This is a genomic window from Hippea sp. KM1 (assembly GCF_000526195.1).
GTDB lineage: Bacteria > Campylobacterota_A > Desulfurellia > Desulfurellales > Hippeaceae > Hippea.
On the sequence record NZ_JAFP01000001.1, the window covers coordinates 1,439,010 to 1,458,444 of the forward strand.

Genomic DNA, 19,435 nt, shown 5'->3' on the forward strand with positions numbered 1-19,435 from the left:
CTACTGGATTTTTGTTTGCCACACAACAGACAAAACTATATAATGGAGCATGTTTAGAACCAAACTAATTAAGATAGAAAATGGACATACTGAGAACTGCTAAAAAGGTCAAATATCTAAACACCATCCTCAACGATGAACCCTTCGAGGGAAAGATAGACAAGCTGTTTGAGGGTTTCGATGACTTCTGGGCAATCACCTTTGTTTCATCGCCCAGGTTCTTCTTTGACTTTGTTCTGAAGCATAAATTCCAAAGGGTCAGATTGATTATCGGCATAGAGGATAACGACATCAACGATAAGTTCAATTTAATCAACCCCGAGCCTCAGCATGAGTTCTTTAAATCCTTACCAGATGAGGCAATAGAGAAAATCAGAAACGACGAAATACAGATCAGATATTCAAAATTGGGCATAACAACACATTCAAAACTATTCATTTTAAAAAACAACAGCAACACTCGGGCTGTCTTTGGCTCTGCCAACCTAACTCAAAAGGCCCTATCCAACAAGAATCAGTTTGAGGAGATCATAGCATACGATAGGGATCACAATCCAAACATAGTGAAATTGATGGAAACAAGATTTGAACAGATATGGTCTGAATCCATCGACTATGTGCCAGAAAGAATAAAAAAAGAAGCCAAACCCACGATAAATGTCTTCTCCACAGAAACAGCACTGGATCTATTAAAGGAAAACCTAAGCAAGCTGAGTGTCGTTGGCGTCTCATCGCAGGCGATTGAAGAACTCATAAGTGAAGCAAACATAGAGACAGACACGATAGAATACAAAAAAGAATACCTAAAGAACAGCAAGGATATAATAAACACGCTGACAAAGAAGACAAAAAACGGCATCGCACTGATTTCACCAAGAGAGGTACCCAAAAAGCAGCAGCTCATATCGGTAAAGATAACGCGCCTAAGCAGAAGATCGGACGAACTGGATCTAAGAAGGGAGATAGTCTATAACGAAACGGACGATCTGCTCTATATAGGCTTTAGCGATACCGATACATTTGAGCGCTATTCGGAACCCATTGATGAAGAGAGAATAACAAGGTTTATAAAGAAGATCGATATGTTTGTTGAGGCGTATGAGAAGTTCACCATTGGCAGCAAAAAACTATATTCAAAACAGCGGGTCTTTGAGGCAATACTGTATGCATTCTCATCACCCTTTCTGTGGAAAATCAGGGAGATACACGCAAAAAACAAGGGCAGGGATACGGCACTGTCAGACATACCACCGTTTTTGGTAATTGCTGGGCAGGCCTGGACGGGCAAAACACACCTGCTTGAGTTCATAAGCAGACTACTCGGCACTCAGGGCAGATACTTCCACTACAACACAGACATCAAACCGGCAAATGTCAGGGATTATTTCTTCTCAGAGAACATCTTTCCCATTTTGATTGATGAGATAACAAAGGATTACTTCACAAGCTCAGCAGCCTCAGCAACAAAAGGTGAAAGCTTTGTAAAGAGTATAACAAACTCATTAACTGGCAAGCATCCCTGCTTAATAGCCACAACAAACACGGAATTCAACGCAAACATGCAGATAATCAGGAGGATTTACTATCTTCAGATAAACAAGCCCTTCGATAAAACACAGAAATCACAAACGGATGATTACTTTAGCGCCGTTATAGAAGACATAGACGACTCGCTGTTTAAGGATTTCTCTTTTAAGTTTTCTCAACTTATAAAAAATGAAGAGGATGTGGTAAAAGATGGGGATTATCTAAATCTAACAAGACAGATCTTTAAGGAGTATTTCAAGATTGCTGGGATAGATAAGCCAGACTATTTTATCGACAAGCCATTGCTTGATTACTACCACAGAGGGAGCTTCATGTGGAGAAACCTCTTTCAAACAAAGCGCGATGGATTTAAGATTCAAAAGAACATGGTCATCGTTGATCCAACCATCGTGTTTAACGGTGATAGATTGGAAAAGGAAAAGGCAAAGAAGTTTTTGGATATAGGAGTGGTATTGGAAGATAGCGTCGTATTGGTGCTGGATAAGGATAAGTTCTTCGACTTTATTGAGCTAAATAAAAAGCAAAACTTCTTTGAAAGGATAGGTAACCTGTTTAAATCCTAACCTAAATTAGCGCACGCCCCTTGCTTTAAGAGGCCTGCGCTAATTTTTTATGGTATCTCTCATACAGGCGGGAGATCAAGCGGGATGCCTTGTTCTGATGTATTACACCTTTGGTGCAGATCTTTCTGATGACCCTCTCAGCCTCTTTCAATTGAGCCTCAATTGCAGCCTTATCTGTTTCTGTATCTATCATGGTTCTTGTTTTCTTCAAAACATTCTTAAGCCTGGTCCTGTAGGCCTTATTCCTCATGTATCTCTTCTTGTTCTGTCTTGCCCTCTTCTCAGCAGACTTGTGATTAGCCACTTGCCAACCTCCTTCCTGTTTAATTAGCTTGAAACTATTACCACAAAGGTCATCCAAAGTCAAATTTTTTAATTGCGATGGCCACTTGAGTGTAAAAAATATAGAAAAGCCATACTATTTTTTTATATTTTTCAATATTTTGTCTTATTTTTTAATAAATTGAGATATTCTAACTTGAAAAAAGCAAAAAAAGGAGTATTGTTAGCACTCGAGAGGGATGAGTGCTAACAAAAAATAAAAGGAGGTGGGACGATGGCAACATTGAAACCCCTGATGGACAGAATCCTGGTTGAGCCACAGGATTTAGAGCAGAAGACAGAAAGCGGAATCATCATTCCAGACACAGCCAAAGAGAAGCCTCAGCAGGGTAAGGTTGTTGAGGTAGGCGAGGATGTTGAAACCGTAAAAAAGGGCGATGTAATCGTATTTGAGAAGTATGCCGGAAACGAGATCAAGTTGGATGACAAAAGGTATGTAATACTCAAAGAAGACGAAGTATTGGCAAAGTTCGTTGACTAAAAAATTCGCGAAGGGAGGTGAGAGCAAATGACAGCAAAGATCTTGGAGTTTGGTGATAGCGCAAGAGAAGCAATAATGAAGGGTGTTAATAAGCTCGCCGATGCAGTAGCCGTAACAATGGGTCCAAGGGGTAGGAATGTTGTTATCGACAGGAGGTTCGGTAGCCCAACAATAACAAAGGACGGTGTTACCGTTGCAAGGGAGATAGAGCTTAAAGACCCGTATGAGAACATGGGTGCTCAGCTTGTTAAAGAGGTTGCATCCAAGACAAGCGATGTGGCAGGTGATGGTACAACAACGGCTACGGTATTGGCAAGGGCTATATATAGAGAGGGCTTGAGGAATGTTACAGCCGGTGCAAACCCAATTGAGATAAAGAGGGGTATTGATAAAGCCGTCGAGAAGGTTGTTGAGGAGCTAAAGAAGATCTCCAAAGAGGTAACGGAGAAGAAGCAGATTGCAGAGGTCGGCACAATATCTGCAAACAACGACAGGGAGATCGGTGAGATAATCGCCGAGGCAATGGACAAAGTCGGCAAGAACGGCGTTATAACTGTTGAGGAAGCAAAGGGCACAGAGACAACATTGGAGCTTGTTGAGGGTATGAGGTTCGACAGGGGTTATCTGTCTCCATATTTTGTAACAAACCCAGACAAGATGATTGCCGAGCTTGAGGATGCCTTCATCGTAATCACAGACAAGAAGGTAAGCTCTATGCAGGAGTTCTTGCCACTTGTGGAAAAGATCGCAAAAACAGGCAGGCCATTCCTGGTAATTGCTGAAGAGGTTGAGGGCGAGGCTTTGGCAACGCTCGTTGTCAACAAGTTAAGGGGAACACTGCAGTGCTGCGCAGTAAAGGCTCCTGGCTTCGGTGACAGAAGGAAAGAGATGCTCAGGGACATAGCAATTCTAACAGGCGGCCAGGTAATCAGCGAAGAGACCGGTATGAAGTTTGACAATGTTGATCTGGATGTTCTTGGAAGGGCCAAAAAGATCATCGTTGACAAGGAGAACACAACAATCGTTGATGGCTTTGGCTCCAAAGAGGATATAGAGGCAAGGATTAAACAGATAGATGCACAGATAGAGCAGTCCACAAGCGAATACGACAAAGAGAAACTAAGAGAGAGAAAGGCAAAATTGGCCGGTGGCGTTGCCATCATCAAGGTAGGTGCTGCAACCGAGACAGAGATGAAGGAGAAGAAGGCCAGGGTCGAGGACGCACTGAACGCTACAAAGGCTGCCGTTGAAGAGGGTATTGTTCCTGGTGGTGGAACAGCCCTTCTAAGGTGCCAGGCAGCATTGGAGGGCGTAAAGGGCGAGAACGACGATCAGGATATCGGTATAAAGATAATCAAGAAGGTTTTGGAGGAGCCTGCAAAGGTAATAGCAAGCAATGCAGGATTTGAGGGCTCCATCATAATAAACAAGATAAGAGAGAACAACGACATCTCCTATGGGTTCGATGCAAGGAACGGTGAGTTTGTCAACATGTTCGAAAAGGGCATCATCGACCCAACAAAGGTTGAAAGAACGGCAATACAGAACGCCGCTTCTGTTGCAGGCTTGATGCTAACAACAGAAACACTCATCACAGACGATCCAAAAGAGAGGGAGAAAGAAGACAGGGCAATGGCTGGTGCTGCCGGTGGCGCTGGTATGTATTAAAATCCCGCCTTCTCCAAACAATAAACCCACCCTCCCAGGGGCTGTCCTCTGGGAGGGTTTTTTATTTGTAATCTATGTAGGGGTTAAATGCCCTTTCATGCCCTATTGTGGTATGATCCCCATGACCCGGATACACCACAACATCGTCAGGCAGCTTCATTAGCCTTCTTATACTGTTTAACAGATCATCCTTGCTCCCTGAAGGAAAATCCCACCTGCCAACAGATTCAAAAAACAGCGTATCACCGCTAAAGAGCCATTTTTCGCTCGATTCATAGAAGCAAACAGAGCCGGGTGTATGTCCAGGTGTATGCAAAACCTCAAGCCTCAAAGAACCAACAGATATAACATCGCCATCTGTCAATAGAATATCGGGTTTGGGAGACGGCTGTTGTTTTTTTAGCAGGTATATCTCAGCATCAACATGGGCTCTCTCAAGCGGTTTTGCATCGTTTCTGTGTATCGCAAGATCTATGTTGTACTTTTCCTTTAAAAATGCATTGGCGCCCACATGGTCGAAATGGTAATGGGTATTCAAAATTATCCTGGGTTTAAGTCCATGCTCTCCAATAACACCGTCGATTTTTTCGGGTTCATCACCCGGATCAATAATGGCGCACTCCCTCGTTGATCTGTCAAATACAAAATAACAGTTCTCCTCAAGCTCTCCTGTTATAAGCCTCAAAACCATACCAACATCCCCACAAACTAAAAAAGCCCCCTGCCCTTTTTAAAAAGGCAGGAGGCCATGGTTTCCTTGCGGTTTCTAATTCTTAACCGAACTTATAGGCAACGCCAAATCCACCCCTTGGATACTTCCAGGTGATGTAATCACATGCTATTCTGCATGTTCCACACTCAACGCAGGCATCGTAGTTTATGTTTATCTTCTGCTCATTCTCATCCCATGTATAGACGCTTGCAGGGCATACATAGGTGCACTGCTTCTTCTCGCAGGTCTTGCAGGCCTCGGGGTCTGCTATACCCAAATGGCTATACTCATGATCAACATTGTATCCAACAAGATAAAGTTTATCTTCGATTCTTAACTTCTTCATCTTAATTTCCTCCAGATAGTATACAAGTCTTTAGCGAGGTTGATATAACCGAACCTCTGCTTGAGTTCATCTTTGATCTTTCTGAACTTATCTGGTTTTGGAGTGCCGTCAACATTGTAAATCTCTGTCATAGCATCGATGATAAACTGCGGATAATCGGTTAACAGATACCTCTTCTCCTCAAGCAACTCTGGCAGGTTCCTGTAGTATTTGAGATCCTTCAATACATACATCTCCTCAAGCTTATCCTGATACCTTGAGAGCATCCTCTCGGAGAAATCACCGGCCTCCCTTGCTTCAAGATATGTCTTTGCCGCTGCCTTACCACTCTCTATTGCGAGGTTGGAACCCTCCCTGTGGACAGAGTCAACAAGCATGGCAGCATCGCCCGTTACCATAAACCCATCGGTGTATAGCTTTGGAACAGCGAAGTATCCACCCTCAGGTATCATGTGGGCAAGATATTCTTTTGTCTCTCCGCCCTCGATCAACGGCAGAACGGATGGATGGTGTTTGACCTTCTCAAGCAGATCGTTGGGGTTCATCCTGTGCTCAACCAAATCCTTAATGATGGCACCCACACCGATGGATACGGATGTCTTATTTGTATAGATCCAGGCCATAGCCTCGATGCCCTCAAAGAACGGACCTGTTAGCTCGATAGTAACACCCTCATCCGGGTTGGTTATACCAAACCTATCGTTTACCTCTTTCTCGGAAAGTCCTATGATCTCCTTTGTGGCAACGGCCACCTTCTCAGCGGTTATCTTCTTCCTCAATCCCAGGGATTTTGCTAAGAAGGACTGAACGCCGTCTGCAGCTATTACGCAATCGGCATAGAGGTCTCCCTCAGGCCTATCGGTTCTAACACCGACAACCTTGCCGTTTTCAACTATAGGCTCTGTAACAACCGTCTCGTTAATCAGAAGGGCGCCAGCCTCAACCACCTGTTTGGCAAACCACTTATCAAAGTGAGCCCTGAATACGCTGAAACAGTTGTAAGGCTCCTGGTTCCACTTCTGATTCCTGATACCGGAGCTAAAATGGGAGGTCTCATCAAGGAGCCACATCCTCTGTTCAATGATATGCCTCTCAAGTGGGGCATCCTTATAGAACTCAGGGATCAGATCGTCCATGGGCTTCCTGTAAAGGATTCCGCCCATGACATTCTTGGATCCAGGGAACTTACCCCTTTCTATTATTATCGTATCAACACCAGCCTTTGCCAATACATAACCTGCAGCCAAACCCGCAGGACCAGCACCGACTATAATTACATCAAAATCTTTTTTTCCCATTTTGCTCTCCTTTTAAGCCTTTCCTAATTTTTCCTTAAACATTTTCGTCATCTTAGGAAGAACCTCTAAAACATCACCAACGATACCGTATGTTGCTATCTCAAAGATAGGAGCCTCTGGGTCGCTATTGATAGCAATGATAACATCGGAGGACTTCATTCCGGCAACATGCTGTATGGCACCAGAGATTCCGCAGGCTATATAGATCTTCGGATGGACGGTCTGACCCGTCTGACCAACCTGCCTTGTCTGTGGGGCCCAACCGGCCTGAACGGCCTTCCTGCTTGCTGCCCATGTGCCGCCAAGCACATCGGCCAACTCCTGAACTAACTTCATGTTATCCTTGTTGCCCATACCAAATCCGCCTGCCACGATAACATCATAGAATCCAAGGTTGATCTTCTCGCCTTCCTCAATTATCTTCTCGAGTATCTTCTTTGTGTATTTGCTCTTATCAAAGTCATACTTCTCTTTTACAACCTCGCCCTTTACAGGCTCCTCAATCGCCTTATAAACACCCGGCCTGGATGTTGACATCTGAGGCCTGTTGTCCGGACAGAAGATTGTGGCCATCAGGTTTCCGCCGAATGTAGGCCTTGTCATGAGGAGGTTCTTTGTCTTGGGATCTATATCCAATGCTGTCGTATCGGCCGTAAGACCTGTCTGAAGCACCGTAGCTATCGTTCCTGCCAAATCCCTTCCCAAGGTTGTTGCACCAATGAGAACTATCTCCGGCTTATACTTCTCGATCAGGTATACGATGGAGTCCCTGTATGGCTCTGTCATGTAATCCTTAAGAATCGGATCCTCTATGATAAAGTACTTCTTAGCCCCGTATTTGAAAACCTCATCCTTGAACTGCTCAACCTTATCACCAACAGTAAAGGCATGAACCTCACAGCCCAAATCCTTGGCAAGCTCTCTGGCCTTTGTCAAAAGCTCAAAGGATACCCTTGCAACCTCTCCGTTCTCATGCTCAACAAAAACCCATATATGCTTATATTTGCTAATATCCTGTTTAATCATTTTCTCAACCTCACCCTTACTGTACTTTTCCCATTTGCTTCAAAACGGGAGTAATTTTTTCATACAGAGTGTTTAAGATAGCATCCACAGAATCGCCCTCTAAAATCTCGCCACCCTCTCTCTTTGGAGGCGTAAATGCCTTCTTAACCTTTGTCGGGGAGTTCTTAAGACCGCACTGAGAGGCATCGATTTGAGTATTGCTGGAGTTCAAAACCTTAACAGGCGTCTTTGCAGCCCTTATCAAGTATGGTAGTGGAGCATAGCTCAATGTGTTCAGCTCCTCCTCAACCGTCAAGAAGCATGGCATAGGAGCTTCGATTACCTCCTGGCCGCTCTCAACAAGCCTGACGACCTGAATGGTTTTCTTCTCAGGATCAACCTTCTTAATATCGACAACATAGGTTATAAGCGGAATGTCAAACCTCGTTGCTATACCCGGACCTGTCTGGGCTGTATCACCGTCTATTGCCTGTTTACCAGCCCAGAAAAGGTCAACAGGACCCTCTTCCTGGATAATCTTCTGAGCGCCAGCCCACAAAGCATAGCTTGTTGCAAGCGTATCGGATCCGGCAAACACCCTATCGCTTAAAAGATAAGCGTTGTCTGCACCCATGGCCATTGCCTCTTTTAGGGCATCCTCAGCCATAGGCGGACCCATACAGATGACCGAAACCTTACCGCCAAACTCGTTCTTGATCCTTACTGCTGCCTCTATGGCATGCTTGTCGAATGGATTGATGATGGCTGGAACCCCTTCCCTGATCAATGTTCCAGTCTCATAATCCACCCTGACCTGGGCAGCATCAGGAACCTGTTTGATAAAAACTAAAGAGTGCACTTGAGCCTCCTTTCAAAAAATCTTATTGTTATCTATGCCGCTATATTTATTACCATAATAAAAAAATAAGTCAAGCATTTATAGAAACGCCAAAAGAAGTATATTTCAACTATCTAATCCTCATTTTGAATCTAAAATTATATTTGACAAGCATGGGACAAAGTAATATAAAATAGTTAAATTCACTAAGGGAAAGGGGGTTGAAATGGGGGTAGTAGGCGTCAGTAGTATTATCTTTGCCACTTACTTCATCTTAATGACAATCATCTATCTAACAGCAAAAAGCCTGTTTTTTGCATCCTTTGTTGTCCTCTCGATCGGCTTTTTTGGAGGATTTCTGTTTTACTATTACAAAAGCTTTATCAAACCTCTTAAGGATATAGACAAATTCTGCAATACCAGGCTCTGCAGCACATATGATTTAACAGACAGGCTTCCCAAGGCTCCTAAAACCCTGGGCTTTCTAAACCTCGCCAATACATTTATAGGACAGGTTCAAAACGCATTGAAAAAGACGCTAATAGTATCTAATAAAGTCGCAACGCAGGCGGCCAAGGTTAGCTTCAATGCAGAAAAAATCTCAGGCAATGTAAAAAGGGAAGCCGAAGGGATGGAAGAGATCAAAACAACGATGGATGAGATCAAAGACTCAATAAACGGCGTATCGAGAAACATAACAAACACATCGGAGTTTATGCAAAAGGTTAACGATTTAGCAAAAAACGGCGCAAGCAAGGCCGAGCTGGCGATAGACAAGATAGAAGATATAGCCAAAGAGGCAAAAAGGAACGCCGATATGATGAAGGATCTGGGCTCCTCATCCGAAGAGATAGGCAAGATTGTCGAGGTCATAAACGAGATAACAGACCAGACAGCCCTTCTATCGCTCAATGCCGCTATTGAGGCAGCGCGTGCCGGCGAGGCGGGTCGAGGCTTTGCCGTGGTTGCCGATGAGATAAGAAAATTGGCCGACAAGACAGCCCACTCCACCGAGCAGATAAGGCAAATCGTTCAAAAAACACAGGGAGAAACGCAAAAGACCATAGAGGCGACGCTCACCCTTATAGAGAAGGTCGATGAGGGTAAAGAGCTAATCAAGACAGCGTCCGATTCACTCATAGAGATAGCAGACGGTGTGTCTGAGGCAAGCAGGATGATAGAGGATGTGGCTGCAGCAGCAGAAGAGCAGTCCTCCGCCGTCGATATGATAGCAGAGAGGGTTGAGAAAATGGCAGAGGATGTATCAAAATCGGCCAAACGCATCGAACTCATCAGGGAAGATACCTACCATATATCAAAAACGGCAGAAGAGCTGTTTGGCTTTATGGTTCAATTCAAGACAGGCTCATACATAGATAAGGTCTATAACATCCTGTTGCAGGCCAAAGAGGAGATAGAGGAAACCTTCAAGGAGGCCACACAAAAGGGTATAATAAGCTCAGCAGACCTATGGGATAGAAACTATGTACCCGTGCCCAATACAAACCCTCAGAAATACAAAACACGCTTTACCGACTTTACAAAGCAGTATATACAGCCTATTGAGGATAAATACCTTCAGATGGATCCAAACTTCAAGTTTGTTGTTTTGGTTGATAACAACGGATACCTGCCTGCGCACAACTCCATATACGACAAGCCGCTTACGGGCGATTATGAGAAAGACCTGGTGGGCAACCGCTCCATGAGGATATTCAACGACCCGACGGGACTTGCGGCGGCAAGAAACACCAATCCCGTTCTGCTTCAGACATACATGAGGGATACAGGCGTGATAATGAACGACATATCGACACCCATATACTTTGAGGGCAAGCATTGGGGCGGTTTGAGGATAGGTTTCATCTGGAATGAAAGTAATTAAATCAAACGGAGAAATCGAGGAGTTTAAGGCGGATAAGCTTATAAATTCGCTTATCCGCTCCGGCGCCTCCCTCGAAGAAGCCCAGGAGATAGCAAACATCATACAGCTAAAGATAACGCAACCAACACCCACAAGGGCGATTTATAGGTTTGCAAAGGAACTATTAAAGAAGACAAACCCGCCATCGGCCATGAAATACTCCCTCAAAAAGGCCATGATGCGTCTTGGACCATCCGGCTACCCCTTTGAGCGGTTTTTTGCAAAGCTCATGCAGGCTTACGGATTCGAAACAGAGGTGGATGTCGTCGAGGAAGGCAGATGCATAAGCCACGAAATAGATGTGCTGGCGTTCAACCTCAACACGGTAATCAGCGTTGAGTGCAAATACCACTCCTCAGCCTTCAGGGCCTCCGATGCCAAGGTGGCTATGTATGTCTATTCGAGATTCAAAGACTTAGAGGACAGGCTAAAGAGGAAATACAACAAAGAGCGATACGAGGGGTGGTTAATAACAAACACCCGCCTAACGATAGATGCCATAAAATTCTCTCGGTGCTACAACTTTAAAGCTGTGGCCTGGAGATACCCAGAAGATGGGGGATTAGAAAGACTCATAGAGGCAAAGAAGCTATACCCCATCACCGTCTTGAGCATAAAGCAGGATAAGCTTCAAAACCTCCTCAAGCACGACATAGTTATGGCATCAGATATATTAAACAAGACAAATGAATTTTTAGAAACAATAGGTTTGAGCAGGAGGAAGATTACACAACTAAAAAGGCAGGTCAGGGCGCTTATTAGCCCCTGACGCCTATCTGATAGTATTCAAAACCAAACTCCTTCAAAAACTCCCTGTTGTATTGGTTTCTGCCATCGAATATAACAGGGTTTTTAAGCCTCTTTTTCATCTCATAGAAATCGGGGCTTCTAAACTCCTTCCACTCGGTTATCAGGATCATGGCATCTGCACCGTTAAGGGCGTCGTATTTATTATCGAAATAATTGACCTTATCGTTGCCCTTCAGCCAGAACCCCTTGGCATTATCCATAGCCTCAGGGTCGTATGCATTGATTGTAGCCCCCCGTTTGGTTAATTCGTTGATTATGGTTATAGACGGCGCCTCCCTCATATCGTCTGTCTGGGGCTTAAAGGCCAAACCCCACACGGCAAAGACCCTCTGGCTTAGATCATCGCCGAACCTGCTTACAATCTTGTTTAAGAAGTAATACCTCTGGGTGTGGTTTACCCTCTGAACGGCTCTTATTATCTCAGGCTCAATATCAGCCTCCAGGGCCATCTTCTCCAATGCCCTAACGTCCTTAGGAAAACAGCTGCCACCATAGCCCACGCCTGGATAGATGAAGTGATAGCCTATCCTTCTATCGCTGCCTATACCAATCCTGACCTTGTTTATGTCTGCCCCTAAAGCCTCGGCTATGCGTGAAATCTCGTTTATAAAGGAGATCTTGGTGGCAAGCATGGCGTTTGCGGCATACTTGGTAAGCTCAGCAGACCTAACATCCATTGCTATGAAGCGCTCGTGATTCAATGTAAACGGCCTGTAAAGCTCCTTCATTATCCTCATGGATTTTTCGCTATTTGCACCGACTATAACCCTATCCGGCTTCATAAAGTCGGCAATGGCATCGCCCTCTTTTAAAAACTCCGGATTGGATACCACATCAAACCCAAAAGGCGCACCGTCTGGGTATCTCTCTTTCAGTTTCCTTTCTATAACTGCCCTGACCTTATCGGCAGTGCCCACAGGCACCGTCGATTTGTCAACCACTATCATCTCATGATCCATGTATTGGCCAATACTCTCTGCAGCCTTCAAGACATGGTTGAGGTCAGCGCTGCCATCCTCAGACTGCGGCGTACCGACGGCTATAAAGATTATATCACTGTTTCTAACCGCATAGGCTATATCCGTTGTAAACTCGATGTTGCCTTTTTCCAAATTCCTCTTTATCATCTTATCCAAGCCGGGTTCAAATATCGGGACTATGCCCTGCCGTAATTTTTCCACCTTCTTTTCATCTATATCGACACATATAACCCTGTTGCCCATCTCAGAGAAACAGGCTCCACTAACAAGACCAACATAGCCGCTTCCGATCATAGCAAGTCTCATTCAACACACCCCCTATAAAAACAGCCTTTTTACGGCATCGTAGTATTCATCCTTTGTCTTTTTTACCCTATCAAGGTCAACATCCAGCAATGCATCCAAAAGATAATCCGGATACAACCCCTTAAAATCCACTATCTGCTGTTTTATCTGATTGTTATCTAAGGCCTCCCTGTATGGCCTATCCTGCATCATGGCGGCAACAAACGATGAAAGCCCAACAACCGCAGCCTCTATATGCGGCTCATCCTTGCAGGGATACCCGCTTAAAGCGTGATTCTCATGATGCTTAAAAACAATCTCGGCCTCATCCACAAACCCCATAGACTTAAGGATCCATAAGGCCTGATACGGATGGGACTTTATGATATTGTAAACCTCATCCTCTAAGGATGGAAGGGAGAACGAATCAAACGGAATCAATAGGTTGCCTGTATGGGAAACCAAAGAGGCATACTGAATGGTTTTTATATCCAAATCCAGTTTATAGGCCAAAGAAACAGCAATATTCTTTACTAAAACGGAATAGTTCTCAAAAAACGGCGATATGGAATCGCTAAAGTAACCTATAAAATAACAGACGGCCGTTTTAAATTTATCATCGACCTTCTCTCTTGCCAAACCATCAAGCATACTCAAAAGCCTTCTGTCGACATTCTCATCCAGCAGATCAAACCAGAAGCACTCCCTCTTTGAGACCCTTTCAAATGCCTTCATCATCTCATCATCAAAGAGGTTTTTCTTCTGATTCAAGAAATCGAAGACCTCGTTAAACGCATAGGGATTTGTTAAGCTCCTGTAAGCCACCTCTATATTATCTGCAAGAAACAGAATACTGCCCAATACAGAGGAGTTGGAATCTATAGGCGTATGGTGCAGATTGATGGCTGTTGTGATATCTAAATGGAGATTGAAGAACCTTGCAACCCTGCCGCTAAGAACGGCATGCCGTGTGAGCCTCTCAAAATCCTCATAGACGATCTGCCTGAATGTCTCAACCTTTGATGTATCGTTGAACAGGGCTATATCGTGTATTAGGGCGGCCTTGATAAGCAAGTCCAGGCCAAACCTATCAAAACCCATCTCCTCTGCTATCCAATAGGCAATAATAGCAACCCTTCTTTGATGGAATGTGTCGTTTCCCTCAACTGAATCCGAAAGCCTGCTTAACTCGAATAAAACCCTATTTACATCCATCTCTTACCTCCTCGTTGAATATTATAAAAACTGGCAAGAACTTGCAAATAATGTCCAAATTGATAATCTATTTAACAAGGAGGTGTTATGGCTAAGGTAGCAATCGTAGGAAAACCCAATGTAGGAAAATCGACCCTCTTCAACGCCCTAGTAAAGAAGAACAAGAGCCTGATACTGGATATGCCAGGCACCACAAGGGACAGGATCTTCGAATACGGCAGAGTTGACGATAAGGATGTGCTCTTTATCGACACAGGGGGGTTTGAGACAGAGGGTGAGTTTTCAGAAAGCATAAACGAACAGATAAAACTCGCTATAGACTCAAGCGATGTTGTAATAGTGGTGTTTGACTTAACAACACCCTTGAGCATTCAGGATGAGGAGATATTCAGGTATGTGGTAAAATCAAAAAAACCATACATATTGGTTGCAAACAAAAGCGATATAAAGAGGCAGGAGTTTGAATACGACTATTACAAATTCGGTGAAATACTGAAAATATCGGCAACACACAAAAGGAATCTGAATACACTAAAGGAAAGGCTCAGCACCATTATAGATGAAACCGAACATAGGCTGGATTGCGTTGCAAAGATAGCCATAACCGGCAGGTCCAATGTGGGCAAATCCAGCCTTATAAATGCCATATTGGGCGAAAACAGGAGCGTTGTAAGCGACAAGATAGGCACAACCACCGACAGCATAGATACACCTTTTATCTATAACTCACAATGCTATCTATTGGTCGATACGGCGGGGATAAGGAAAAAAGCCAAAACGAAGAAGGCCATAGACAAGCTCTCAAGCATATTCTCCTTCTTTGCCATAGACAGAAGCGATATATGCGTCTTCTTAATCGATGCAAAAGAGGGGCTAACCTCAACGGATAAGTTCATCATAGACAAGATCGTCGAGAAGAATAAGGGTATAATAATAGCCTTAAACAAGTGGGATCTGGTTAAAAATACGACATTTGCAGAATACGAAAAGCTCCTAAAGCAGCATTTGCCGTTTGCATGGTTTGCCGAGTTTTTAGCCATCAGCGCAAAAGAATCCAAAAACATAGACAAACTCCTAAAAAGGATACAATCCGTTCAGAAGCGATGTTCAAGACGCATACCAACTCACGAATTAAACGAAAAACTCCACTCGATAATCAGGCAGAACGCTCCGTTTTCAAAAAGGGGTAAGGAGGTTAAGCTAAAATACATGACGCAGGTGGACACAAACCCACCGCACTTTGTCATATTCACCAACAGGCCCGACGAGATTGAAGAGAATTACAGGCGGTATGTAAGAAATAGCATGTATAGACTGTTCGACTTTAAGGGCTGCTCCATAAAAATCACATACAGGAGCTCAAAGAATGAACCAGATATTGGAGAGGATTAAGAAACACTATCCGACACCGACGCTTGAGCTTAACTTCTCAAATCCGTTTGAACTGCTTGTGGCTTTGGTATTATCAGCCAGATGCACGGATAAACTGACAAACACCATTACACCAAGGATATTCAGCAAATACCCCACACCAGACAAACTAAAAGAGGCCAACTATGACGAACTTAACGATATAATCTCATCCTGCAGCATGCACAACACCAAGGCAAAAAACCTCATAGCCATAGCAGAGGCATTATGCAAGAATTACAACTGCGAGGTGCCCAAAAGCATAGAAGAGCTAACCAAACTCCCAGGCATTGGCAGAAAAACGGCAAATATCATACTCTCCTTTGGTTTTGGAATACCCGCTGTGGGGGTCGATACCCATGTGTTGAGAATGGCAAATAGGCTGGGCATATCCAATTCCAAAAAAGCAGAGGTCATAGAGGAAGAAATAAAAAAGAGCATACCAGAGGAGGATTGGATAGTCTTCTATTCTGGATTGATCCTGCATGGCAGGCATATCTGCAAGGCAAGAAAGCCCAAATGCGATGAATGCTTCCTAAACGACATATGCCCAAAGATAGGGGTAAAATGATAAAAAGAGAGGGCTTCTGGTTCTGTTTTGACGATAAACTCTGCAAAACCTGCAAGGCTAAATGCTGTATCGGTGAGGGGTATGTCTTTTTAACCGACGATGACATAAAAGGGCTATCGGCTTTTCTGGGTGTATCGAAAGATGAGTTTTTAGACAAATACACAAGAAGGGTTTTTGGGAAGATAGCCCTTATAGACCTGGTTATAAAGAATCAGAAGCGGTGTGTATTTTTGGATGATGATTACAGATGCGAGGTCTATCCCCAAAGGCCATCTCAATGCAGGAATTTCCCCTTCTGGGAGAGGCTAAAATCGTTCTCCATCGATGAATTAAAAACGCTCTGTCCGGCGATTAAACCATGCAAATAAATTCGATAAACCTAACACCCAAACAGGCAGCAACACTCATAAAAAACCTCTTCCGTCTGGGCGAGATAGTTGACGCTGAGGTTGTATCAAAAAAGTCCAACAACACCTATATCGTAAGGATAAAGGGCGAGTTGTTTGAGGCCACCTCAAACATTCCTCTAACAACAGACAAGGCAAAACTCATTGTAAAACAGGTCTCACCGAACATCATCCTTAAATTAACAGACAATGAGAAGGCCTATGAGTTTATAAAGGCGCAGGCACCACCAATAGAGATAGAAGTCAAAGAGGAAACCATCATAGAAAGCCTAACAAGCCGCCTGAAGAAAGAAGAAACTCTAAACAACCCCAAAAAGCTCTTATTAACCATAACAATGCTAAACGACTCAATAGACGATGAACAGATCAAGACCGCCCTATCGGAATTGGAAATGGAGTTCATAAAGACAAAAACCATAGACAGAAAAAGACTGGAAAACATCATCTCAAAGATAGAGCACATTACAGACAAAACCCAACCGGATGAGGTTCAAAAGCTCACCCAAACCATAAAAGAGGCAATAAAGCACATAAAAATAGAAAACCCAAACAACCTATTCGTCCAGATACCCGTAATAAAACAGCAAAAGATAGAACACCTCTATATAAGGGAAGAAAAGGGCAAAAATCAGCAGGAAAAGAGGTATTTCAAAATCACTGTTATATCCAACAATGCCAGATATGGATTAATCCAGATAGACGCACTGGAGATAGAAGGCAAGATATCTGTAAAGCTATCCTTTGAAAACAAGCGCTCCTTCGAACTGTTTTCAAAACGGCTGCAAAAGCTTAAGCAATTCTTAGGCAATGATGTCAATGTGGTTTTAGGGGTGATGGATAGAAAACCGATACTCATACCGAAGAGGCTTAACATAAAAATATAATGCATTGTTCTTGCCTAAGCAGGTATTTTATGCTAACCTAACGCAGAAATTCTTTTGAGAAGGGGTGTGAAGGAATGAAGAAGGGTATACATCCTGAATACAAGATCACGACTATCAGGTGTGCTTGTGGAAACGAGATAGTTACAAGGTCAACGGTGGAGAATCTGACGGTTCAGGTCTGCTCCAAATGCCATCCTTACTTTACAGGCAAACAGAAGATAGTTGACGAAACCGGAAGAGTGGAGAAGTTTAATAGAAAATACAGAAGAAACCAGAATAAAGAAAATTAATGTTTGGGGGTATATAAAAATGGATGGAAAGAGCGATACCTTCAACATCGATAAGGAGTTAGACCTGAGGGGCTTGGACGAGGGCACTATAACCCAGAAGGTTCAAGAGGGTGTATCTGCCACAAAGAAGGGCAACTTCATGCTCGTCTATGTGAACAGGTATGAGGACATCTCCATCGTTGCAAAAGCGGCATTCGCAGTCAAAGCCACCGTTGATAATGTGCTTAAGAAGAACGAAAAAGACTGGGTTGTGATGGTTAAAAACGAGGTGCCCGTAGCTCAAGCTGGATAGAGCGTAAGACTCCGGATCTTAAGGTTGGGGGTTCAAATCCCCCCGGGTACGCCATGATAATTAGCGTAAAGGAAGCGATAGAGAGGGAACTGCTAAAAGATGAAAGATGGGAGGGGGTTGGTTTATCTTCTTATGTTTATGAGGTTATACGCAACATTCTGGGTGAAGGCCTATCCTCCCAGATAGAGATGGCAGGCTTCAGGGGTGGAATCGTATGGATAAAGACGCCAAATGCGGTGTTCTCTCAGGAGTTGTCGCTTTGGGAAAATGAGATAGTAAACAGGGTAAATAAGGTATTTAACAAACCCATCCTAAAAGGTATTAGATTTAGAGAGGCCTGGCATGGAAGACAAAGACAGGCTTTCAGAGGAAGAGACTAAAGAGCAGGAAGGAAAAAGCATAGCTGATAAGACCTGGGAGGATGATGACTGGGAGGATGATCCCAGCGGTATATCCCCGGGTTGCGGCTAAACAAAGGGAGCTTAAGGTGAAAAAGACCATAGCTGTGTTGAGTATATGCGGTATAGTCCTTGCGGGGTGTTCTTCGCATAAGAAGATCATACCCAAAGAGGAAGAAAAACCCGCTTACGAATGGTATAACGAGGGCATACAGGATTACATAAACCACGACTATTCAGAGGCAGAGCACGCCCTAACGATGATAAACGCCCAACACCCGGGCAGCATCTATGCAAAGAGGGCAACCCTGGCCCTGGGCGATGTATACTTTGCAAAAGGCGAATACATCCTTGCCAGGGACTATTATAGAAAATTCATAAAGCTATATCCCAACAGCAAAGAGGCGATGTATGCCAAATACAAGATCGCCTTAAGCTTTTATAAGGCAAAAAACAACTACAAATGCGATGCAACACCCCTAAGGAGGGCAATAGAGGAGTTTTTGGACTTTTTAGATAAATACCCCAACAGTCCATACAACGAGAAGGTGTCTTACTATCTAACCAAAAGCATTGAGGAGTTGTATAAGCACGAACTGTTTGTGGCAAGCTTCTATGCAGACTTAGACGAATTCAATGCGGCAAGGAATAGATTGGATTACATGTATAAACACTTCAAAGGGGTTGATTTCAACGACAGGATGCTGTTTTTAATGGGCAAGGTTTACTACAGGCTAAACAGAAAGAACCAGGCGTTGGCGTTCTTTAAAGAATTAATATCAAAATACCCCAATAGCGAATACGCAAAAGAAGCAAAACAGCTCATAAATGGACTCGATCATTAAGCAGATAGTTAACCTCGTTTTCATAGAGAAAGACACCCTGTGGGAGCCGCCCTGTGATGCATACAGCCACGATGATCTATTTGTTATAGAAATCGAGATAACAAACCTTGATACAAAGAGATTGAGCATTAATATTACAGATAAAAAAACCATCACCATCATCGGGGCAAAGCACAGGGATACCTCAATAAGCTCCAATTACCTCAGGGCTGAAAGGGTGTTTGGGAGTTTTAAGAAGCAGGTGGAGCTGCCCTGCCCTGTTAGGTTTAAGAGCATGAAATACACAGATGGAATCCTGAAAATAACACTAATAAAGGAGTGAG

The 19,435-nt window shown here is 43.7% G+C and carries 22 protein-coding genes and 1 tRNA gene; 15 read left to right on the forward strand and 8 right to left on the reverse strand.

The window, feature by feature from the left end; all coding sequences use genetic code 11:
- Positions 1 to 80 precede the first annotated feature (80 nt).
- A complete protein-coding gene (locus D891_RS0107330; RefSeq protein ID WP_025270475.1) occupies positions 81 to 2,111 on the forward strand; it encodes a phospholipase D family protein in 2,031 nt (676 codons plus the stop codon).
- 25 nt (positions 2,112 to 2,136) lie between these two features.
- On the opposite strand, the gene rpsT is transcribed toward D891_RS0107330, so the two are convergent.
- Positions 2,137 to 2,415, reverse strand: a complete 279-nt coding sequence (rpsT, locus tag D891_RS0107335; protein WP_025270476.1) for a 30S ribosomal protein S20 — start codon at positions 2,413 to 2,415, stop codon at positions 2,137 to 2,139.
- 252 nt (positions 2,416 to 2,667) lie between these two features.
- Here rpsT and D891_RS0107340 point away from each other — a divergent pair, with 252 nt between their 5' ends.
- Together D891_RS0107340 and groL are read left to right on the forward strand one after the other, a co-directional pair.
- Positions 2,668 to 2,934, forward strand: a complete 267-nt coding sequence (locus tag D891_RS0107340) for a co-chaperone GroES (protein ID WP_025270477.1) — start codon at positions 2,668 to 2,670, stop codon at positions 2,932 to 2,934.
- A 27-nt stretch (positions 2,935 to 2,961) separates the two neighbouring features.
- Complete coding sequence (gene groL / locus D891_RS0107345; RefSeq protein ID WP_025270478.1) at positions 2,962 to 4,602, forward strand: chaperonin GroEL; 1,641 nt, start codon at positions 2,962 to 2,964, stop codon at positions 4,600 to 4,602.
- 61 nt (positions 4,603 to 4,663) lie between these two features.
- Here the strand turns inward: groL and D891_RS0107350 are convergent, their stop codons facing one another.
- The 5 genes from D891_RS0107350 to D891_RS0107370 form a co-directional block, all read right to left on the reverse strand.
- A complete protein-coding gene (locus tag D891_RS0107350; protein ID WP_025270479.1) occupies positions 4,664 to 5,293 on the reverse strand; it encodes an MBL fold metallo-hydrolase in 630 nt (209 codons plus the stop codon).
- A gap of 82 nt (positions 5,294 to 5,375) precedes the next feature.
- On the reverse strand, positions 5,376 to 5,660 hold the full coding sequence (locus tag D891_RS0107355; RefSeq protein WP_025270480.1) for a ferredoxin family protein: 285 nt from the start codon (positions 5,658 to 5,660) through the stop codon (positions 5,376 to 5,378).
- A complete protein-coding gene (locus D891_RS0107360) occupies positions 5,657 to 6,958 on the reverse strand; it encodes an FAD-dependent oxidoreductase (RefSeq protein ID WP_025270481.1) in 1,302 nt (433 codons plus the stop codon). The genes D891_RS0107355 and D891_RS0107360 overlap by 4 nt, the downstream gene beginning before the upstream one ends.
- A 12-nt stretch (positions 6,959 to 6,970) precedes the next feature.
- The gene (locus D891_RS0107365; RefSeq protein WP_025270482.1) at positions 6,971 to 7,984 is read right to left on the reverse strand and encodes an electron transfer flavoprotein subunit alpha/FixB family protein; all 1,014 of its coding nucleotides are present in this window, start codon (positions 7,982 to 7,984) and stop codon (positions 6,971 to 6,973) included.
- 16 nt (positions 7,985 to 8,000) lie between these two features.
- A complete protein-coding gene (locus tag D891_RS0107370) occupies positions 8,001 to 8,822 on the reverse strand; it encodes an electron transfer flavoprotein subunit beta/FixA family protein (RefSeq protein ID WP_025270483.1) in 822 nt (273 codons plus the stop codon).
- A gap of 205 nt (positions 8,823 to 9,027) precedes the next feature.
- On the opposite strand from D891_RS0107370, the gene D891_RS0107375 reads away from it, so the two are divergent.
- Complete coding sequence (locus tag D891_RS0107375; RefSeq protein WP_025270484.1) at positions 9,028 to 10,686, forward strand: methyl-accepting chemotaxis protein; 1,659 nt, start codon at positions 9,028 to 9,030, stop codon at positions 10,684 to 10,686.
- Positions 10,673 to 11,494, forward strand: a complete 822-nt coding sequence (locus tag D891_RS0107380; RefSeq protein WP_025270485.1) for an ATP cone domain-containing protein — start codon at positions 10,673 to 10,675, stop codon at positions 11,492 to 11,494. Before D891_RS0107375 ends, D891_RS0107380 begins: the two co-directional genes overlap by 14 nt.
- Here the strand turns inward: D891_RS0107380 and D891_RS0107385 are convergent.
- Positions 11,484 to 12,821, reverse strand: coding sequence for a UDP-glucose dehydrogenase family protein (locus tag D891_RS0107385; RefSeq protein WP_025270486.1), 1,338 nt, complete (start codon positions 12,819 to 12,821; stop codon positions 11,484 to 11,486). The genes D891_RS0107380 and D891_RS0107385 overlap by 11 nt on opposite strands.
- Positions 12,822 to 12,833: 12 nt before the next feature.
- Complete coding sequence (locus tag D891_RS0107390) at positions 12,834 to 14,015, reverse strand: HD domain-containing protein (protein WP_025270487.1); 1,182 nt, start codon at positions 14,013 to 14,015, stop codon at positions 12,834 to 12,836.
- An 87-nt stretch (positions 14,016 to 14,102) separates the two neighbouring features.
- On the opposite strand from D891_RS0107390, the gene der reads away from it, so the two are divergent.
- The 10 genes from der (at position 14,103) to D891_RS0107445 (ending at position 19,434) form a co-directional block, all read left to right on the forward strand.
- Complete coding sequence (der, locus tag D891_RS0107395; RefSeq protein ID WP_025270488.1) at positions 14,103 to 15,407, forward strand: ribosome biogenesis GTPase Der; 1,305 nt, start codon at positions 14,103 to 14,105, stop codon at positions 15,405 to 15,407.
- On the forward strand, positions 15,382 to 15,996 hold the full coding sequence (nth, locus tag D891_RS0107400; RefSeq protein WP_025270489.1) for an endonuclease III: 615 nt from the start codon (positions 15,382 to 15,384) through the stop codon (positions 15,994 to 15,996). Before der ends, nth begins: the two co-directional genes overlap by 26 nt.
- Positions 15,993 to 16,364 (forward strand): YkgJ family cysteine cluster protein, encoded by a 372-nt coding sequence (locus tag D891_RS0107405; protein WP_025270490.1) that lies wholly within the window; start codon positions 15,993 to 15,995, stop codon positions 16,362 to 16,364. Before nth ends, D891_RS0107405 begins: the two co-directional genes overlap by 4 nt.
- The gene (locus tag D891_RS0107410; protein WP_025270491.1) at positions 16,355 to 17,287 is read left to right on the forward strand and encodes a hypothetical protein; all 933 of its coding nucleotides are present in this window, start codon (positions 16,355 to 16,357) and stop codon (positions 17,285 to 17,287) included. The genes D891_RS0107405 and D891_RS0107410 overlap by 10 nt, the downstream gene beginning before the upstream one ends.
- 74 nt (positions 17,288 to 17,361) lie before the next feature.
- Positions 17,362 to 17,577 carry a 50S ribosomal protein L31 gene (gene rpmE, locus D891_RS0107415; protein ID WP_025270492.1) on the forward strand — a complete coding sequence of 72 codons (216 nt, stop codon included), beginning with the start codon at positions 17,362 to 17,364 and terminating at the stop codon, positions 17,575 to 17,577.
- A 19-nt stretch (positions 17,578 to 17,596) separates the two neighbouring features.
- Complete coding sequence (locus D891_RS09735; protein ID WP_025270493.1) at positions 17,597 to 17,869, forward strand: hypothetical protein; 273 nt, start codon at positions 17,597 to 17,599, stop codon at positions 17,867 to 17,869.
- Positions 17,846 to 17,923 (forward strand) — tRNA-Arg (locus tag D891_RS0107425). The genes D891_RS09735 and D891_RS0107425 overlap by 24 nt, the downstream gene beginning before the upstream one ends.
- On the forward strand, positions 17,923 to 18,249 hold the full coding sequence (locus D891_RS0107430; protein WP_025270494.1) for a DciA family protein: 327 nt from the start codon (positions 17,923 to 17,925) through the stop codon (positions 18,247 to 18,249). The genes D891_RS0107425 and D891_RS0107430 overlap by 1 nt, the downstream gene beginning before the upstream one ends.
- A 56-nt stretch (positions 18,250 to 18,305) precedes the next feature.
- The gene (locus D891_RS09585; protein ID WP_198014812.1) at positions 18,306 to 19,112 is read left to right on the forward strand and encodes an outer membrane protein assembly factor BamD; all 807 of its coding nucleotides are present in this window, start codon (positions 18,306 to 18,308) and stop codon (positions 19,110 to 19,112) included.
- On the forward strand, positions 19,096 to 19,434 hold the full coding sequence (locus D891_RS0107445; RefSeq protein ID WP_025270496.1) for an Hsp20/alpha crystallin family protein: 339 nt from the start codon (positions 19,096 to 19,098) through the stop codon (positions 19,432 to 19,434). Before D891_RS09585 ends, D891_RS0107445 begins: the two co-directional genes overlap by 17 nt.
- The last annotated feature ends 1 nt before the right edge of the window (position 19,435 follow it).

Excerpts from the sequence above, each read along its gene's own strand:
- D891_RS0107365 (WP_025270482.1), bottom strand. The coding sequence starts at position 7,984 with ATGATTAAACAGGATATTAGCAAATATAAGCATATATGGGTTTTTGTT.
- nth (WP_025270489.1), top strand. The coding sequence starts at position 15,382 with ATGAACCAGATATTGGAGAGGATTAAGAAACACTATCCGACACCGACG.
- D891_RS0107385 (WP_025270486.1), bottom strand. The coding sequence starts at position 12,821 with ATGAGACTTGCTATGATCGGAAGCGGCTATGTTGGTCTTGTTAGTGGA.
- D891_RS0107330 (WP_025270475.1), top strand. The coding sequence starts at position 81 with ATGGACATACTGAGAACTGCTAAAAAGGTCAAATATCTAAACACCATC.
- D891_RS0107375 (WP_025270484.1), top strand. The coding sequence starts at position 9,028 with ATGGGGGTAGTAGGCGTCAGTAGTATTATCTTTGCCACTTACTTCATC.
- D891_RS0107405 (WP_025270490.1), top strand. The coding sequence starts at position 15,993 with ATGATAAAAAGAGAGGGCTTCTGGTTCTGTTTTGACGATAAACTCTGC.
- D891_RS0107340 (WP_025270477.1), top strand. The coding sequence starts at position 2,668 with ATGGCAACATTGAAACCCCTGATGGACAGAATCCTGGTTGAGCCACAG.
- D891_RS0107355 (WP_025270480.1), bottom strand. The coding sequence starts at position 5,660 with ATGAAGAAGTTAAGAATCGAAGATAAACTTTATCTTGTTGGATACAAT.
- D891_RS0107390 (WP_025270487.1), bottom strand. The coding sequence starts at position 14,015 with ATGGATGTAAATAGGGTTTTATTCGAGTTAAGCAGGCTTTCGGATTCA.
- D891_RS0107430 (WP_025270494.1), top strand. The coding sequence starts at position 17,923 with ATGATAATTAGCGTAAAGGAAGCGATAGAGAGGGAACTGCTAAAAGAT.
- D891_RS09735 (WP_025270493.1), top strand. The coding sequence starts at position 17,597 with ATGGATGGAAAGAGCGATACCTTCAACATCGATAAGGAGTTAGACCTG.
- D891_RS0107360 (WP_025270481.1), bottom strand. The coding sequence starts at position 6,958 with ATGGGAAAAAAAGATTTTGATGTAATTATAGTCGGTGCTGGTCCTGCG.
- D891_RS0107380 (WP_025270485.1), top strand. The coding sequence starts at position 10,673 with ATGAAAGTAATTAAATCAAACGGAGAAATCGAGGAGTTTAAGGCGGAT.
- D891_RS0107410 (WP_025270491.1), top strand. The coding sequence starts at position 16,355 with ATGCAAATAAATTCGATAAACCTAACACCCAAACAGGCAGCAACACTC.
- D891_RS0107350 (WP_025270479.1), bottom strand. The coding sequence starts at position 5,293 with ATGGTTTTGAGGCTTATAACAGGAGAGCTTGAGGAGAACTGTTATTTT.
- D891_RS0107445 (WP_025270496.1), top strand. The coding sequence starts at position 19,096 with ATGGACTCGATCATTAAGCAGATAGTTAACCTCGTTTTCATAGAGAAA.
- der (WP_025270488.1), top strand. The coding sequence starts at position 14,103 with ATGGCTAAGGTAGCAATCGTAGGAAAACCCAATGTAGGAAAATCGACC.
- groL (WP_025270478.1), top strand. The coding sequence starts at position 2,962 with ATGACAGCAAAGATCTTGGAGTTTGGTGATAGCGCAAGAGAAGCAATA.
- rpmE (WP_025270492.1), top strand. The coding sequence starts at position 17,362 with ATGAAGAAGGGTATACATCCTGAATACAAGATCACGACTATCAGGTGT.
- D891_RS09585 (WP_198014812.1), top strand. The coding sequence starts at position 18,306 with ATGATCCCAGCGGTATATCCCCGGGTTGCGGCTAAACAAAGGGAGCTT.